This window comes from Arhodomonas sp. KWT2, from assembly GCF_041949875.1.
Classification (GTDB): domain Bacteria; phylum Pseudomonadota; class Gammaproteobacteria; order Nitrococcales; family Nitrococcaceae; genus Arhodomonas; species Arhodomonas aquaeolei.
This window is the reverse complement of the sequence record NZ_JBHFPQ010000051.1, coordinates 345525-362433: the sequence shown is the minus strand read 5'-3', so window position 1 is coordinate 362433 and position 16909 is coordinate 345525. Positions and strand designations below refer to the sequence as shown.

15 protein-coding genes are annotated in these 16909 nt (G+C 68.3%); 6 read left to right on the top strand and 9 right to left on the bottom strand.

What is annotated here, in order from left to right; translation table 11 throughout:
- Position 1: 1 nt before the first annotated feature.
- From ACEZHJ_RS17075 to ACEZHJ_RS17040, 8 genes are all read right to left on the bottom strand, one after another.
- Entirely contained in the window at positions 2-1231 is a 1230-nt protein-coding gene (locus tag ACEZHJ_RS17075) for an amidohydrolase family protein (RefSeq protein WP_018716635.1), read from the bottom strand.
- 26 nt (positions 1232-1257) lie between these two features.
- Entirely contained in the window at positions 1258-2568 is a 1311-nt protein-coding gene (locus ACEZHJ_RS17070) for a TRAP transporter large permease (protein WP_026320866.1), read from the bottom strand.
- Between the two features lie 15 nt (positions 2569-2583).
- The gene (locus ACEZHJ_RS17065; protein ID WP_018716633.1) at positions 2584-3081 is read right to left on the bottom strand and encodes a TRAP transporter small permease; all 498 of its coding nucleotides are present in this window, start codon (positions 3079-3081) and stop codon (positions 2584-2586) included.
- Entirely contained in the window at positions 3078-3758 is a 681-nt protein-coding gene (locus ACEZHJ_RS17060) for a TetR/AcrR family transcriptional regulator (RefSeq protein ID WP_018716632.1), read from the bottom strand. The genes ACEZHJ_RS17065 and ACEZHJ_RS17060 overlap by 4 nt, the downstream gene beginning before the upstream one ends.
- A gap of 77 nt (positions 3759-3835) precedes the next feature.
- Positions 3836-4966: a C4-dicarboxylate TRAP transporter substrate-binding protein gene (locus ACEZHJ_RS17055; RefSeq protein WP_018716631.1), complete on the bottom strand. Its 1131-nt coding sequence runs from the start codon at positions 4964-4966 to the stop codon at positions 3836-3838.
- 286 nt (positions 4967-5252) lie between these two features.
- Entirely contained in the window at positions 5253-5759 is a 507-nt protein-coding gene (gene greB / locus ACEZHJ_RS17050; RefSeq protein WP_018716630.1) for a transcription elongation factor GreB, read from the bottom strand.
- Between the two features lie 78 nt (positions 5760-5837).
- Positions 5838-7841 (bottom strand): bifunctional diguanylate cyclase/phosphodiesterase, encoded by a 2004-nt coding sequence (locus ACEZHJ_RS17045; RefSeq protein ID WP_163139457.1) that lies wholly within the window; start codon positions 7839-7841, stop codon positions 5838-5840.
- Between the two features lie 73 nt (positions 7842-7914).
- Positions 7915-8691, bottom strand: coding sequence for a DeoR/GlpR family DNA-binding transcription regulator (locus tag ACEZHJ_RS17040; protein WP_163139459.1), 777 nt, complete (start codon positions 8689-8691; stop codon positions 7915-7917).
- Between the two features lie 399 nt (positions 8692-9090).
- Here ACEZHJ_RS17040 and ACEZHJ_RS17035 point away from each other — a divergent pair, with 399 nt between their 5' ends.
- The 6 genes from ACEZHJ_RS17035 (at position 9091) to ACEZHJ_RS17010 (ending at position 15714) form a co-directional block, all read left to right on the top strand.
- Complete coding sequence (locus tag ACEZHJ_RS17035) at positions 9091-10023, top strand: ABC transporter substrate-binding protein (protein ID WP_163139461.1); 933 nt, start codon at positions 9091-9093, stop codon at positions 10021-10023.
- 97 nt (positions 10024-10120) lie between these two features.
- Entirely contained in the window at positions 10121-11182 is a 1062-nt protein-coding gene (locus ACEZHJ_RS17030) for a glycine betaine/L-proline ABC transporter ATP-binding protein (protein WP_163139463.1), read from the top strand.
- Positions 11175-13157 carry a proline/glycine betaine ABC transporter permease gene (locus tag ACEZHJ_RS17025; RefSeq protein ID WP_259200071.1) on the top strand — a complete coding sequence of 661 codons (1983 nt, stop codon included), beginning with the start codon at positions 11175-11177 and terminating at the stop codon, positions 13155-13157. Before ACEZHJ_RS17030 ends, ACEZHJ_RS17025 begins: the two co-directional genes overlap by 8 nt.
- Positions 13158-13178: 21 nt before the next feature.
- Positions 13179-14009: a methyltransferase domain-containing protein gene (locus tag ACEZHJ_RS17020; RefSeq protein ID WP_256379707.1), complete on the top strand. Its 831-nt coding sequence runs from the start codon at positions 13179-13181 to the stop codon at positions 14007-14009.
- Between the two features lie 41 nt (positions 14010-14050).
- Positions 14051-14974 (top strand): choline/ethanolamine kinase family protein, encoded by a 924-nt coding sequence (locus ACEZHJ_RS17015; RefSeq protein WP_375036731.1) that lies wholly within the window; start codon positions 14051-14053, stop codon positions 14972-14974.
- A 2-nt stretch (positions 14975-14976) separates the two neighbouring features.
- Complete coding sequence (locus ACEZHJ_RS17010; RefSeq protein ID WP_375036730.1) at positions 14977-15714, top strand: HAD family hydrolase; 738 nt, start codon at positions 14977-14979, stop codon at positions 15712-15714.
- Positions 15715-15753: 39 nt separating this feature from the next.
- Here ACEZHJ_RS17010 and ACEZHJ_RS17005 read toward each other — a convergent pair whose 3' ends face one another.
- On the bottom strand, positions 15754-16824 hold the full coding sequence (locus ACEZHJ_RS17005; RefSeq protein WP_026320864.1) for a cytochrome-c peroxidase: 1071 nt from the start codon (positions 16822-16824) through the stop codon (positions 15754-15756).
- Between the last annotated feature and the right edge of the window lie 85 nt (positions 16825-16909).

Sequence of the window (16909 nt, the reverse complement as noted above, 5' to 3'; positions counted from 1 at the left end):
CTCAGGTGAGCTCGTTCTTGTAGAATTTGCCGCCCTTCATGATCGCCTTCAGGTGGCGTTCCGGTTGCGTCAGCACGTTGATGTCTTCAAGGGGATTCTCGTCGAGGACGAGCAGGTCCGCGCGCGCGCCGGGCGCAACCACGCCGAACTCGCCCTTGCGCTGGAACGCCTCGGCCGGTGTGCACGTCGCCGCCCGGATGAGCTCGTCGGTGGGCACGACCGATTTCCTGATGTGAAACTCGTTGAGCTGATGCTTTTGCATGCTCCCGAGCAGATCCGTGCCGAAGATCATGCGCACGCCCTCGCGATGGGCAAGCTCCAGTGCCTGTGACCCCGCCTCGAGCACATTGAACACCTTGCGCTGAAGGTCCGTCGGCAGGCCGGCCTCCACGCCCTCGCGCGCCAGTGCGTCGTAGGTGACCAGCGTCGGCGTGAGGAACGCGCCGTGCTCGCGGAACAGCCGGCAGCTCTCCTCATCGATGAGGTTGCCGTGCTCGATGGTGCGTACGCCCCGGGCGATGAGCCGGTTGATCGCTCGCGCCGTATAGGCGTGGGCCATGACGTGCAGGTTGGCCGCCTCCGCCTCTTCGAGGATCGCGTCGATCTCGGATAGCGAGAACTGCGTGCTGTCGATGCGGTCGGTCGGCGAGGCCACGCCGCCGGAGGCCATGATCTTGATATGCGTGGCGCCCTTGCGGATCTCATCGCGGGCGGCGCGCCGGGCCTCCGGTACCCCATCGCAGACCACGCCGAGGCCGGCGCAGCAGAAGCATTGATCGACGTCGTTCTCGCCGGGGGAGCGCATGTCGCCGTGTCCACCGGTCTGCGAGAGGGCGTGGCCGCAGAACAGCAGCCGCGGCCCGATCACCCGGTCCTCGTCCACCGCACGCGCGAGCCCGTGATCCGCGCCGCCGGCGTCGCGCACGGTGGTGAAGCCGCGCATCAGCATGCCGTGCATGATCTCCGCGCTGTGAGCGCCTACGTAGAACGGCGACAGGCGTTTAAGCAGTGCGAAATCCGGGGTCAGTGCAGTGACGTGGACGTGCGCGTCGCACAGCCCCGGCATCACCACGCGACCGCCGAGCGAGATCGTCTGATCCGCCTTGCCTTCAATGGGCTCGGAGGAGACCTGCGAGATGAGGCCGTCCTCGATCAGCAGGTTGTGGTCGGGCAGCAGTCGCCCGGCCTCGGTGTCGAGGACGTTTGCGTCGGTAAGCCGTATCGTAGCCAAGATCCGTTCTCCTGTTGATGTGGCTTCTAGCGAATCATGAGTTGCGGCAGGAACAGCGCGAGCATGGGAAAGGCCACCAGCAGCACGATCGTGACGATGTCCATGACGATGAACCAGGTGATGCCCTTGAAGACCTGCGGGAGCGTGACGATGTCGCCCAGCGAGCCCTTGACCATGTAGACGTTCAAGCCGACCGGTGGGGTCACCAGGCCGATCTCGAGCAGCTTGACCACCAGGATGCCGAACCAGATGAGGTTGAGACCGGCGCCGTCGACCAGGGGCAGCACCAGCGGCAGCGTGAGCAGCAACAGCCCGATCGGGTCGAGCAGCATGCCGAGCACCAGGTAGAGCACAGCGACGGAGAAGATGATCCACAGCGGGTTCGTGCTGACGTCGAGGATGGTGTTGGCGAACGCGTCCGGGACACCGCTCAGTGCGAGAAAGCGGGTGAAGAAGGCCGAGCCTATCAGGATGATGAAGATGCTGATCGTACTGACGGCGGTACTCACGAAGGCGTCCTTCACCGCCGGCCAGGTCAGCGTCCCGCGTACCGCTGCGAGCAGCAGTGACACGGCGGCCCCTATCGCCCCGGCCTCGGTGGGGGAGAAGATGCCGAAGAAGATGCCCCCGAGGATCGCGATGATGAGCACCGGCAGGGGCCATATGTGCCTTATCGCGGCCTTCCATTCGCTTGCGTCCGGGCGTTCATTGACGGCGCCGGCGAGCTGGGGCCTGGCGATCACCCGCCCGCTGATCATGGCCATGTACAGCAGCGCGGAGAGCACGCCGGGAATGAAACCCGCCATGAAGAGCTGGCCGACCGAGACCTGCGCGAATACGCCATAGAGGATCAGCAGCACGGACGGCGGGATTAGCGACCCGAGTGTGCCGGAGGCGGCGATCGTGCCGGCGGCGAGCCCCTTGTCGTAGTTGTGCTTGAGCATCTCCGGCACCGAGATGCGGGACATCGCCGCAGCGGTGGCCGTGCTGGAACCCGACGCCGCAGCGAAAAGCGCACAGCCCGCGACACTGGCGAGGGCCAGGCCGCCCGGCACCCGGGACAGGAAGACCCGCATGGCGTCGAAAAGCCCGCTCGTCAGGTCGGTCGTGGTGCATATGTAGCCCATGAGCAGGAACATGGGTGCCGCGGTGAGTGCCCACTGGCCGACGAAATCGAACGGTGTGACGGAGATCAGTCCCCAGGCGACCTGGGCGTTCGTCATCATGCCCACGCCGACGATCGAGACCGAGCCGAGCGCTACCGCGATGGGGACCCGCAGCGCGATCATCGATAGCGCTACGGCTACCCCGATAAGGCCGATTGCAAGATGGCTCATCGATGTCCCCCTAGCTCAGAGCGCCCGGCGCTGAATCACGGCCGCAGCCATGTTGTTGATGATCGCGAGACACGTCGCCGCGAACCCGATCGGCAGCGCCCACCGGCTCGGCCAGATATAGAAGATGAAATTGGACATAACCGTCTGCTGTTTTATCGTTGCGTCCACCGCGTCGAGGAAGCTCTGATAGGCGAGTGCGCCGAAGAATCCCACCCCGATCAGGCAGGCGAGGACGTGGAGCGCGAACTGCACCCGTTCGGGCATGAGCTGGGTGAACAGGTCCACCTTGATATGGGCGTTCCGCCGCTCGACGTAGGACAGCGGCAGGAATACCGCGAAGATCATGTAGTAGTAGGAAACCGTCTCGAGCGTGACCGGGACGGAGGCGTTGAAAATCGCCCGTAGCAGCACATCCACGGTGATCTGGATCATCATCACCGCGAGGAATAGACAGCCGATAACGAGAAGAACGCGATCTATCCGGGCGGTGATCCTGTCGAGTGTTTCAATCATCCGCGTGGGTCCTTTTCCTGGTGAGGAGGAGCGGGATCGCCGGCACTCGTCGAGTCGTTCATGATGTCGATCGCTGCGAGCGTGCGTTTCCAGAACTCGAGCATCTGCCGGTGCAATGCAGGGTCGTCACGCCATACGGTCTGCGTGCCCATCCCCCTCAGGAAACAAAGCGTGGCATTGAGCGCCAGGCGGCGCTCCTCGAGCGAGACCCCCTGCTTGAGCGGGAGGCTGTCCCAGATGACGTCGAGGGAGTCGTTAAACTCCAGCGCGACGGCGGTCATGGTTTCACGTATGGCCTCGTCGGTCCGCGCCGCGGCGAGGTACTCGATGGTGATCATGAACAGCCGCCCGGAGAAATGGCCCCAGAGCGTATCGAGGAAATCCTCCAGCGTGATCTCGGCCTCGGCCAGATCGGAGGCCATCAGCTGGATCTCGGCAATCTCCCGGTCCAGAAGATGCCTGAACGCCTCCTGGAGCAGCAGCACCTTGGACGGGTAGTGGTGCAGCAGCGCCCCCCGGGAAACACCGGCGCGGCGTGCGATCTCGACCGTTGAGGTGTCCCGCAGACCTATGTCCATGAGGCAGTCGAGCGTGACATCGAGAATGCGCGTGCGCGTGGCGGCCGAGCGTTCGGCCTGGGTCCGGCGGCGCGGCTTGGTGCTGGTGGTTTCGTTCATGACCTGCCTGCCTTCCATGTGGCTGCGCCGGCCCCGGGCCTGCGGCACCGGGACCGGCGGTCTACGATCGGCGCGGACTAATAGACGCCGTAGGCCTCGGGATCAAGATCGCCGTAGATCTCTTTCATGGCCAGCTTCGCCAGCGCCTCCGGATCGTCCCGGTCGACGTCCTTGAGCAGCTTCTTCCACTTCTCGTGGGTGGCCCGGAAATCGTCGATGACTTCCTTCGGGTTGCTCAGCTTGAAGGTCGTTTCGGCCTGGTCGTAGGCCATTTCGACCACCTTCTTGCTGAACTCGTCGGCAGAGCCCTGGAGTCCCTCGGACGCCTCGTGGAACTCGACGCCCTTCTCCCTGGCCGTTTTCTCGGCACTGTCGACGTTGGCCATGTAGTGGATGGTCATGTCCGCCATGTTGTAGGCCGTCGCCTTCATCAGGGTGTGGCGCTGCTCGGGCGTGAGGCTGGCCCAGAAGTCCGCGTTATAGCCCCAGTGAGGCCCGGCGTAGTAGAGGCCGGTCGACAGCGGGGTGACGTGCTTGGCGACCTCCCACAGCGAACGGTCCACCAGATCGTTGCCGGCGTTGCTCGCGCAATCGAGCGTGCCGCGATCGAGCCCGGTGTACATCTCGCTGGAGGGGACATTCACCGGGATGCCGCCCACCGATTCGACCCACTGCGAGACTGCGGAGCCGGCGGTGCGGATCCGTTTGCCCTTGATCTGGTCGAGGGTGTGCACCGGCATGCGGCACATGAGGATGTAGGGCGGCGTGGCGTAGCCGCCGAGATAGACGATGCCGAGGTCCTTCCACTCCTGGAGCTGCGTCTGGTTGTGCACGGAGAAGTCGGTCACCGCGAAGATCGTGGCGAGCGGATCGGAGTAGGTGAAGCCGAGCTGCTGTACGGAGTTCGCGACCGGCATTTCCGAGGGCGTGTACATCGCAGGCATGGTCGCCACCTGGGCGATGTTCTTCTGGACGCCCTCGAGTGATGCCCGGGGCTCGAGGAGTGCGGTGCCGATCATCGGGTCGGGCTGGAGGTCGCCCCCCGACATCTCCTTGACCAGCTTGGACCATTCGATGAAGCCGTACTTCGACAGCGGGCTGCCGGCGGAATAGAAGGAATTGGCCGTGAACTCGGTCTGTCCGACCGCGGCGGTGGCGGTCAGGGCGGTCGCAAGCCCCAGTGACAGGGCGATAAGGGGTGCTCTCATGGTCTTCCTCCAGCGTGGTGGCGTTGTTCTTGGAGCCAGTTGCGGTTACGCAAACCCCAAAATTGAGCGTAGGAGAAAGATAAAAACAGTCAAGACTGTTTGTTAGTTCGGGGTGGCGGCGGCCGGCCCTCAGTGGCCGGTGGAGTGCCGTCCCGCGGGCGCGGTGACCCTGTCACGGCCCGGGCCTGTCGTTGCTTCCGGGAGGCGGTTCCCGCCCTCACGCGGCACTCCCGGCCGGGCCGCCGGAGGCTGCTTCCGTGCAGGGACCGGGGGGCGTGCGGGGGTCTCAGGCCGGTGGTTCGTGGTGCACGGCGGTGACGATGTAGACCGTCTCGCCGTGGGGCGTGGGCACGACGAACTCCTCGTCCACGGCCTTGCCCAGGGCCGCGCGGGCGAATGGCGAGTCCACGCTGATCCAGCCGTGGGCGGGGTCGATCTCGTCGGCGCCGACGATGCGGAAGCAGGCGGGGTCGCCGGCCTCGTCCTCCACCTCCAGCCAGACGCCGAAGAACACGCGGTCCCGGTCCGCCGGGCGCTCACGCACGACGGTCAGCGCGTCGAGCCGCTTGCTGAGATAGCGGATCCGGCGGTCGATCTCGCGGAGCTGTTTCTTGCCGTAGATGTACTCCGCGTTCTCGGAGCGGTCGCCCATCGCGGCGGCCTCCGATACCGCCTGGGTGACCTCGGGGCGGCGTTCGCGCCAGAGCCAGTCGAGCTCGGCGTTGAGGCGGTCCCAGCCCTCGGGCGTGATGTAGGGTGACGAGCGTGGACGTGGCGGTCGGTAGCGGCCCATGGTGCCTCCGGTGTGCGAGTCGTGCTCCGGCTGCCCTGCGTCGGTGCGGGCAGGATACCAGTCCGCGCAGGCGGCGGTTCAGGCGGGGCGGGGGTCGTCGTCGGTGCCGGGCCAGTCCGACAGGGCGATGGGGGTGCCGAACAGGAAGCCCTGGGCGAAGTCGCAGCCCACGCCGCGCAGCCACTCCATGTCCTCGGCGCGCTCCACGCCCTCGACCAGTGCCTCCAGCCCGAGTGCCGAGGCGAGCCGCAGGGTGCCGATGATCACCTCGCGGTGGCGCGGGTTGCCGCGGCTGCCGATGAGGAAGGACTTGTCCACCTTGAGGCGGCTGAGCGGCAGGTCGGGGAGCACCCCGAGGGACGAGTAGCCGGCGCCGAAGTCGTCGATGGCGATGCGCACGCCCGCGTCGGTGAGCCGCTGCAGGGTGGGGCGGGCGCGGTCCGCGTCGGCGACGAGGCGCTCGGTGATCTCGAAGACCATCGTGTCCGGTGTGCGTCCGGCGTGCTCGAGGTGGGTGAACACGAAGTCCGCGAAGGCGGGGTCGTAGAGCGTGGGGGCGGCGAGGTTGATGGCCACGGCGCAGTCCAGGTGGCGCGTCTCGCGCAGGCCCTTGGCGACGACATAGCGATCCAGGCGTTCGCTCAGGCCGGCGTGCTCGGCGACGGGCACGAACGTGGCCGGTGCGACCGTGCCGAGCATCGGGTCGTCCCAGCGCAGCAGTAGCTCGACCTCCGTCACCTCGCCGCTGTCGAGCCGCATGATCGGCTGCACGGCGAGGGTGAGGAGTTCCTCGGAGATGGCCGCCTCCAGTCGCCCTTCCACCCACAGGGCGGTTCGGTCGGTGAGCTCGCGTTCCGGCCGGAACAGGTTCGTGCTCCGCCCGGTGCGCTTGGCGGTGAACATGGCGCGATCGGCGCAGCGGCGGAGCTCCGCGAGGCTGCTCCCGTGCCTCGGGGCGGAGGCGATACCGATGTGCACCCGCGCGCGCACCGGCCGGGCGGCGATGGTCATCGGCGTCTCCAGGCGCTCGTGAATGGCCTCGGCGACGCCGCGGGCGAGTCCCATGCCGCCGGGCACAAGGATGGCGAACTCGTCGCCGCCCATGCGCGCGACCAGGCGTCCCGGGCCGGCGGCGCCGACCAGCCGCTCGCCCATGGCGTGGAGGTAGGCGTCGGCGGCGTCGTGGCCGAGAGTGCCGATCACGCGGTTGAAACGGTCCATGTCGATGAGCAGCAGCGACGCCGGCTGGCCGCCGGCGAGCAGCGGCGCGGCGAAGTGCTCGAAGCCGCGGCGGTTGAGCAGGTCGGTGACGTCGTCGCTGAATGCCGTGCGGCGCAGGCGCGCGAGCTGGCCGGCGCGCTCGGTGCTCGTGGTCAGCGCCCGGGTGGCGGTCACGGCCAGGCGGCGTTCGGCGGGCGAGAGCTCGCGTGCCGCGTGAAAGCGGGCCTGGAAGGCGCGGCCGCCGTGGCGCGGCTCACCGACGCGCCAGACCAGCCGGGCCTCCTGCCGGTCCCCGGTCAGCGGGCAGTAGAACCACCCGCCTTCGGTTTCGTCACCGTCGGGAATGGTCTCGGCGCGGCCGAGATCGATCGCGGCAAGGGCCTCGACCAGGGTGTCGCGGAAGGCCCGTACCGCCGTGTCCCCGGCACCCGCCCCGGGGACCTGCAGATGGGGCAGCTGTGCGATCAGCCGTGCATGACCGTCCGAGGTCTGGTGGGCCTCGGCCAGCTCGGTGATGTCGGCGATCGTCGCCGCGAACAGCGTATCCCCGCCGGCCGGGGCGATCATGGGGCGGACATGGCAGCGCAGGGTCCGGCGGGGGGTGTGCGCCGCGGGCACGGTTATCGCGCCCTCCCAGTGGCCGGTGGCGGACGCCGTGGTGCCTATTTCCTCCCAGCCCGGCATGGTTGCATCCAGCGTGGCCGGGCGCAGATCCGGCACGCCGTGCTCGCGGCATAGCGTGTGGTAGAGGTCGTTACCGTAGAGGCGGCGTCCCTGCCGGTCCAGTATCGCCACGGCATCCGGTATCGATTCCAGGACCGGTGCCTGTCTCTGCAGCCAGCGCTGCCGCCCCTGCGCCAAATGAATGCTCCCGTCGAAGGCCTGCACGCATTATCGACGATCTGAGCCCGGAGGCAATCGTGCGTTGCGGCGTTCACTCCCCGGCGGATCCCGTGCCGGCGACTAGCAGGCGTACCTCGGCATCGCGGAGCCGCTCCACCAGCGGCTCCGAGGGCTGGCGGTCGGTGATCAGGGTGCCGATGCGCTCGAACTCGCACAGCCTTACCGGTGCCTGGGTGCGGAACTTCGTGTGGTCGGTTACCGCGATGACGTGCAGGGCCTGCCCCAGGGCGGCGTGGGAGAACTCGGTCTCGTCGTAGTAGTAGTTCATCAGACCGCCGTCCACGTGTACGGAGCCTGCGGTGATTACCGCGTAGCGCACGCGAAAGCGGCTCACGAATTCGATCGCGCTGGCCCCGAGCACCGCGCCGTCGTCGGCGCGGACCTCGCCGCAGGCCATGTGCACGCGGTTGCCGTTGCCGAGCAGGGTGCGCGCGATGTCCAGGCCGTTGGTGACGACGAACAGGTCGCGGTGGCCGCGCAGCGCCCGCGCGACGTACAGGCTGGTGCTGCCGTTCTCCAGCAGCACGGAGTCGCCGTTCTCGATCAGTGCGGCGGCCTCGCGGGCGATGGCCCGCTTCTCCCGGGCGTTGCTGGTCATGCGCTGCTGGAAGCCGGGCTCGCGCACGAACGCGGGCAGCATGGCGCCGCCGCGGACCCGTTCGATGAGGTCCCGGTTGGCCAGGGTCTTGATGTCCCGGCGCACGGTCTCGTCGGAGACCCCCAGCGAGTCCACCAGCTCGGCGACGCTGCAGGAGCCGTGGGTCTCGAGGAGACTCAGTATCGCCTTGTGTCGTGCGGCTTTGTGCAAATCGAACCCTCCCTGTGAGCCATCCCCGGCGCCGGCAGCGATCACGCCACCACGCCCCTTGCTTGCGGATTGTAACGCACGTGGGCTTGAGTCTGACTGAATATGTGGTAATTTGTGGAAAAAGTTTGATCTTTGTCGACCCCCGGAACCCGTGCCGGCGGGGCGACAGAACGCCTTTCGCGGCCCTGTGCCGTGATCGCGTGGGTGACGAGACCGGTGCCAAAGAAGGCCCGGTTGACGAAATAAATGGCTACTAATCGGTAATTTGTGAATGCGGACGCGCTACCGGCCGGTCTCTGGTACGGCTGTGCCCGAGCGCCGAAGCAGGAGACCGGCTGAAGAGGGGAATGACTGATGCAGCTCAGGAACTGGATTAGAAATTGTGGGTTTTTGTGGGCCATGGGTGCGACCGTGGCACTCGGCGCCGCCGGTGCGGCCTCCGCCGCGGACTTCCCGGAGACGGACAAGCCCATCCGGCTGACGCTCAACGACTGGACCGGCCAGAACGTGAGCACCCGGATCATGGGCGGCGTGCTCGAGGAGATGGGCTATGAGGTGGACTACGTCCAGGCGGACTACATGGCCCAGTTCACGGGGCTGAAGTCCGGTGACCTCACCGTCGCTATGGAGATCTGGGAAACCACCGCGAAGGACCTGATGGAAGAGGCCGTCGCCGGCGGCAAGGTCCTCGACATGGGCGAGACCGGGATGCGCGCCGTCGAGGACTGGTGGTATCCGAAGTACATGGAGGAACGCTGCCCCGGGCTGCCGGACTGGGAGGCGCTGAAGGACTGCGCCGACGTCTTCGCCACGCCTACCACGCAGCCCAAGGGGCGCTACCTCGGGGGCGCGGTCACCTGGGACGGCCACGCCGAGGAGCGTATCGAGGCCCTGGACCTGCCCTTCGAGGTGGTGCATTCCGGCACCGAGGCTGCGCTGATGGCCGAGATCCAGTCCGCCTACCAGCGCAAGGCCCCGATCCTCGCCTGGCTCTGGACGCCCCACTGGGCGCCGCAGCAGTTCGAGGGCGAGTGGGTGCGGTTCCCGAAGTACGGGGACGGCTGCTACGACGACCCGTCCTGGGGCATCAATCCGGACGCCACCTATGACTGCGGCAATCCCCGCGGCTGGATCAAGAAGGTCGCCTGGGCCGGTGGCGAGGACGTCTGGCCTGCCGCTTACACCGCGATCCGCAATTTCCACATCGAGAACGACGAGATGGGCCGGATGATCGGTGCCATCGATGTCGACGGGCGTCCGCTGCAGAGCGTGGTCGACGAGTGGATGACCGAGAACGAGGACACCTGGCGGTCCTGGATCCCGGCGAAGTAACGCCGGTTATGGCGGCGCCGCACTCGCGGCGCCGCCCTGTTCCGCGGGGCGGGCGCCCCGTCCCTCCGAATCACCGCTGACGCCAGGTCATCGTCCTATGCATGCCGATACCCGCGAGGCCGGGGATGCCCCGGTCAAGCTCGCCTGCCGGGGCCTGTGGAAGGTCTTCGGCGAACACGCCGACCGTGTGCTCGAGCGCTCCGGTGGTGCCCCGGATGCCGCGACCCTCGCGCGGCACGGGCTCACCGCGGCGGTCCGTGACGCCAGCCTCGACGTCCACACCGGCGAGGTCTTCGTGATCATGGGCCTGTCCGGCTCCGGCAAGTCCACGCTCGTGCGCTGTCTCTCGCGCCTGGTGGAGCCGAGCCTGGGCGCCCTCACCCTGGAGGACCGGGACCTGCTCGCCGCCCCGGAGCGCGAGCTCACCGAGATCCGCCGTCACCAGATGGGGATGGTCTTCCAGCACTTCGCGCTGCTGCCTCACCGGGACGTGCTCGGCAATGTCGCCTTCCCGCTGGAGATCCAGGGCATAGGCCGTGACGAGCGCGAGCGCCGGGCCCGTGAGATGATCGAGCTCGTCGGCCTCGACGGCTATGAGGCCCGCCGGCCGGCGGCGCTCTCCGGCGGTCAGCAGCAGCGCGTGGGTATCGCGCGCTCGCTCGCCGTGGACCCGGAGCTGTGGTTCCTCGACGAGCCCTTCAGCGCCCTCGATCCGCTGATCCGCCGCGAGATGCAGGACGAGCTGCTTCGCCTGCAGCGCGTGCTGCACAAGACCGTCATCTTCATCACCCACGATTTCGACGAGGCCATCCGGCTCGCCGACCGGGTGGCGATCATGAAGGCCGGCGAGATCGTCCAGGTGGACACGCCGGAGCGCCTGGTCCTCTCCCCGGCGGACGACTACGTCGCGGAGTTCACCCGCCACGTGCCCACGGCAAAGGTCGTCGGTGTCTCTTCCGTCATGCGCCATGAGGACACCGCGCCCGCCGGGGCGGCGGAGGTCGGCGCCGACGAGCGTATCGAGGCGGTGGCGCCCCGTGTGCTGGCGGCCGGAACGTCGCTGCGCGTGCGCGATCCCGGAAGCGGGCGTGTGGTCGGCACGATCGGCCGCGACGAGGTCATTGCCGTGCTCGCCGGCACGGGGGGCGGCCATGAATGAGGCCGTCGCGGAGCGCACCGGGGCCGGCGGCGGGCTGTCGCGCACGGCGGTGACCGTGGCGGCCGTGGTGCTCGCCCTCTTCGTCGCCGACCGGCTCGCCGGATGGCTGCCCTGGCTCGGCGTGTATCCCGGTAGCTGGGAGTTGCCGGTGTCCGACTGGGTGAGCGACGCCATGGAGTGGCTGCTCCAGGACGCCGCCATCGGCGGCATCGGCTTCCGCTCGGTGGTGCGGAGCCTGGCGACACTGCTCTCCGTGCCGCTGGAGGCCGGCACCCTCGTGCTCGCCAAGGGCTTCGAACTGCCCTTCGCGGACGGGGGCGTGATGCTGCCGGCGTTGAGCTGGCTCGGGGTCGCCGCCGCGCTGGTGCTCTTCGGTGCCCGGATTGGCGGGCGCCGTCTGGCGACGCTGCTGTTCTTCACCGTGGCCTATCTGGCCTTCTTCGGGCAGTGGCAAAGCGCGATGACCACCATCGCCTCCATCCTTGTCGCGGTGCCGGTGGGCCTCGTGCTGGGGTTGCTGCTGGGCTTGGCCGCCTACCGCCATCCCGCATTCGAGCGTGTTCTGCGCCCGGTCCTCGATCTCATGCAGACGGTGCCGATATTCGCCTACCTGGTGCCCGTGCTGGTGCTCTTCGGTTTCGGCCCCGTGGCCGCCGTGGTGGCCACGGTGATCTATGCCATGCCGCCGATGGCCCGGGTGACCATCGTCGCCCTGCGCGGCGTCTCCGAGGAGATCCTGGAGTTCGCCCGCATGAGCGGCTGCACCCGCCGGCAGCTGACCTGGCGCGTGCTGGTGCCGGCGGCCCGGCAGGGCCTGATGGTCGGTGTCAACCAGGTGATCATGCTGTCCCTCAACATGGTGATCATCGCCTCGATGATCGGCGCCGGCGGCCTCGGCTATGACGTGCTCCGTGCCCTGCGCCGGCTGCAGATCGGTGACGGGCTGGAGGCGGGCGTCGCCATCACCCTGATCGCCATCGCCACCGAGCGTCTGGGGCGCGCGCTTACCGACGGCACCCGCAGCCGGCCGCGACTCCCGCGGCGGCATTTCGCCCTGCTGCTGGCCGCCGTGGTGGCGCTGCCCACGATCGCCGGCGTGTTCTGGTCGCCGCTGGCCGGGGTGCCGGACGCCCTCACCGTGAGCACGGCGGAGTACTGGGGGCGACTCGTCGCCTGGGTCAACACCGAGCTCTACGGGCCGCTCAACGGGGCGAAGTCGGTGCTGCTGGTGTACGTGCTCATCCCATTCAAGCGGGCACTGGTGGCGTTGCCGTGGACTGGTGTCGTCGCCGCCCTGGCGGTGCTCAGCCACCGCCTGGGCGGCTGGCGGCTCGCCGCGGGCGTCACCGCTCTGGCGCTGTTCATCGCTGTCACCGGCAACTGGGAGAAGGCGATGATCACCGTCTATCTCTGCGGCATATCGGTGGCCATTGCCGCGCTGATCGGCATCCCGCTGGGCATATGGTCGGCGGCCAGCGATCGCGTCCACCGGGTGACCACCACGGTAGTGGACACGCTGCAGACACTGCCGAGCTTCGTCTACCTGATCCCGGTGGTCATGCTCTTCCAGGTGGGCGATTTCTCCGCGATGGTCGCCATCGTCCTATACGCCCTGGCGCCGGCGGTCCGATATACCGACCACGGCATCCGTGGCGTGCCCGCCGAGACCATCGAGGCGGCGCGCATGTGCGGATGCACGCGCGGCCAGATCCGCTGGCGGGTGCAGCTCCCGCTGGCCCTGCCCGAGATCATGCTCGGCCTCAACCAGACCATCATGATGGCGCTCTCCATGCTCGTCATTACCGCCCTGGTGGGGACCCGCGACCTCGGTCAGGAGGTTTACATCGCGCTGACCCGCGCGGACATCGGCGCCGGCCTGGTCGCCGGGCTGTGTGTCGCCTTCATCGCCATGATCGCCGACCGGCTCATCGGTGCCTGGGTGGCCCGGCGCCGTGCCGCGCTCGGGCTCGCCTGAGTCCGGGCCGCGGCCTCAACCCTGAAGGAACGGAGAACGCATTCCATGTCCGAACACTACGAGAACAGCGGCGTCGACCGCCTGTATTCCGCCGTGTGGGGCGAGAACATCCACTACGGCGTGTACGAAACCGGTGACGAGGGTATCGAGACCGCCACCTGGGCGGCCAAGCGCCTGATGGCGGAGGCCGCACGGCTGAGCCCCGGCGAGCGGGTGCTGGAGGTCGCCTGCGGCTACGGTGCCACGGCACGGTATCTCGCCGAGGAGTATGGTGTCTCGGTGGTCGCCAGCAACATCTCCGAGACCCAGCTCGCGCGCTGCCGCGAGATGGCCGAGAGCCGCGCCCTCGACGACCGTGTGAGCTTCGAGTACGCGGACTTCCACGAGCTCCCCTTCCCGGACGAGAGCTTCGACGTGTGGTGGTGCCAGGAGTCGATGGTGCACTCGCCGGACAAGGAACGGGTGCTGCGTGAGGCCTATCGCGTGCTCAAGCCCGGCGGCCGCGCCGTGATCTCCGATCACATCTTCTGGCACGAGCGGCTCACGCCGCAGGAGCGCGCCGCCGTGGAGGCCCGCTACGGGATGTCCAACCTCTCCTCGCCGGCGGACTACGAGCGTCACATCGAGGCGGCGGGGTTCACCCTCGTCGAGCATCGGGACTGGCAGCGCCACGCCGCGCTCCACCGCGCCAAGGTGCTCGCGCGCCTGGAGCAGCACATGAGCGAGTTCGCCCGGGAGATGGACGCCGAAACGCTGGAGAACAACCACCGCAGCTGGGCCCACTGGGCGGACCTCGCCGCCGAGGGCAAGCTCAGTCTGGACTTCTATCTCGCCGAGAAGCCGGCCCGGTGAGCCGGCGCAGCGAACACGGACCCCGCAATCAGGAGGACCCGATGGACAGCCATCTCGAAAACGCGATCGCACGGATCCCGCGGCTGGCCGGCCGCAGTGCCGAGGCGCTGGGCGCCGAGCGGCTGGGCGGCATGACGAACCTGGTCTACCGGCTCAACGACGGCGGCGAGCAGCTGGTCCTGCGTATCCCCGGGGAGGGTACCGAGGCCTATATCGACCGCGGTGTGGAGGCCCACAACACCCGTGCGGCGTCCCGTGCCGGCGTCGGTGCGGAGGTGCTGCACTTCGACGAGACCGACGGGCTGATGCTCATGCGCAGCCTCGAGGGTTGTCGCACCATGTCGCCGGAGCATTTCCAGGCCGAGGACGCCGCCGCCGACCGGGCCGGCGAGGTCCTCGCGCGCATGCACAACTCCGGCGAGACCTTCCGGTTCCGCTTCGAGCTCTTCGCCATGATCGACGAGTACCTGCAGGTGCTCTCCGGTCTGGATACCCCGCTCCCGGAGGGCTATCACGACGTGCTCGCGGAGGCGGGCACCATGCGCGAGGCCCTGGACGCGCAGCCCGCGGCCCTGGCGCCCTGCCACTGCGACCCGTTGTGCGAGAACTTTCTCGACGACGGCGAGCGCATGTGGGTGGTCGACTGGGAGTACTCCGGCATGAATGACCCCCTCTGGGACGTCGGCGACTTCTCTGTCGAGGCGGGTCTGTCGCGCACCCAGGACGAGCGGCTGATGCGTGCCTACCTCGGGCGTGAGCCGAATGCGGCGGAGTGGGGCCGGATGGTGCTCTACAAGGCCGCGAGCGACCTGCTCTGGACCCTGTGGGGGCTCATCCAGCACGGCAACGGCAATCCCGCGGAGGACTTCTGGGCCTACTCGACGGAGCGCTTCGCCCGCTGCAAGGCCCTGATGGCGGACCCCGCCTTCGCCGGCCACGTCGCCGCCGTGCGCCGGGGCGAATGACGATGTCCGGCGGTGCCGGCGTGCGCGCCGGGATACGCGGCGTGCTGTTCGACAAGGACGGCACGCTGTTCGACTATCATCGCACCTGGCGGCCGGTGAACGAGGCCGCCGCCCTGGAGGCCGCCGGCGGCGATGCCGCCCTGGCCGACCGGTTGCTGAGCGTGGCCGGCCACGACCCGGCAAGTGGCCGGGTGGCCGCCGGCAGCCTGCTAGCCGCCGGACATACCGGTGAGATCGCCGGGGCCTGGGCCCAGACCCTGGGCCTGGAGGCGTCCGAGCGGACCGCGCTGGTGGCCCGTCTCGACCGCGTCTTCGCCCGCCTTGGGCCCGTGCATGCCACCCCGGTCACGGAGCTGGAGGCACTTTTCGCCGCGTTGCGTGCCCTAGGCCTGCATCTCGGTGTGGCCACAAGCGACGGCGAGCGGGCGACCCGGGCGATGCTCGCCGGCTTTGTTACGCCGGGGGTGCTGTCGTTCGTCGCCGGCTACGACAGCGGCCACGGCGGCAAGCCGGAGCCCGGTATGGTGAGGGGCTTCTGCGCCGCTACCGGTATCGGGCCGGAGGCGGTGGCCGTGGTCGGCGACAACCTCCACGACATCCGCATGGCGCGGGCGGCGGGCTGCGGTCTGGCGATCGGCGTGCTCAGCGGCACCGGCTCCCGGGAGGGACTGGCCGCAGAGGCGGACATGGTGATGGAAACGGTCGAGGCGCTGCCCGCCTGGCTGGCGGGCAGCGCCTGAGGGCATGCCCCGCGGGTGCGGGGCATGCGGCTGGCAGGGTCAGCCCTGCGGGTTGCGGGTCGGGGCCGGTGCCTCGAGCGGACGCGGCGTGTTCGCTCCGTTCGGCGGCAGCTGCGGGTAGGAGACGTCCGGCATCGGGCCGGTCAGGCTCTCGAGGAAGGCGGTGATCGCCGAGACCTCCTTGTCGCTGAGCTCCTGGCCGAGCTGCGCCTCACCCATGATGGCCACCGCCTGGGTCAGGTCCCAGACCTGGCCGGAGTGGAAGTAGGGCTCGGTCACCGCGACGTTGCGCAGTGACGGTGCCCGGAAGACGTACTCGTCGGTCGCCGTGCCGGTTACCGAGAAACGACCCTTGTCATTCTCCGGCAGGACGTCGGCGCCGGGCTTCTCCACCAGGCCGAAGGGATAGTAGCCCTGGCCGCCGACGTTGATGCCGTTGTGGCAGGCCACGCAGCCCTTGTTCATGAAGGCCTGCAGTCCCTCCTTCTGGTGGTCGCTGAGCGCGTCCTCGTCGCCCTTCAGGTAGCGATCGAAGGGCGCATCCGGGGTCAGCAGGGTGGCCTCGTAGGCCTGGATCGCCGCGGCGACGTTGTCGAAGGTCACCGGGTCGGACTGATCCGGGAAGGCGGCCTCGAAGTCCTCGACGTAGGGATCCATGCTCTTGATGGTCTCGACCACGCGCTTGGGCGTGTTGTGCATCTCCACGCCTGCCTGGATCGGGCCCTTGGCCTGCTCCTTGAGGTCGGAGGCGCGGCCGTCCCAGAACTGGGCGACGTTGTAGACGGCGTTGAATACGGTCGGGGCGTTGCGCGGGCCGCGCTGCCAGCCGTGCCCCAGGGAGGTCGGCTGGTTGTCGTCACCGCCCATGCCGAGGTTGTGGCAGGTGTTGCAGCTGATCGTCTGGCTGCCTGACAGGCGCGGGTCGAAGAACAGCTTCTTGCCCAGGATGACCATGTCGTCGGTCACCTTGACGCCGTCGACGTTCGCCGGCGGTTCGGGAATGGGCTCGAAGCTGCCCTTCGCCATCTCCATCAGTTGCGAATCGGCGTGGGCGCCCCCGGCCACGAGCAGGACGGCGAGCGGCAAAGCGCGCAGGGGTATTGAAGCCATGGCGGTGCTCCTTGTAGTCAGCATGCCTGTTTTCTTGACTGATTCTAAGCTAGCACCCTGACTCTCAGAGTCGACCGCGATCGTT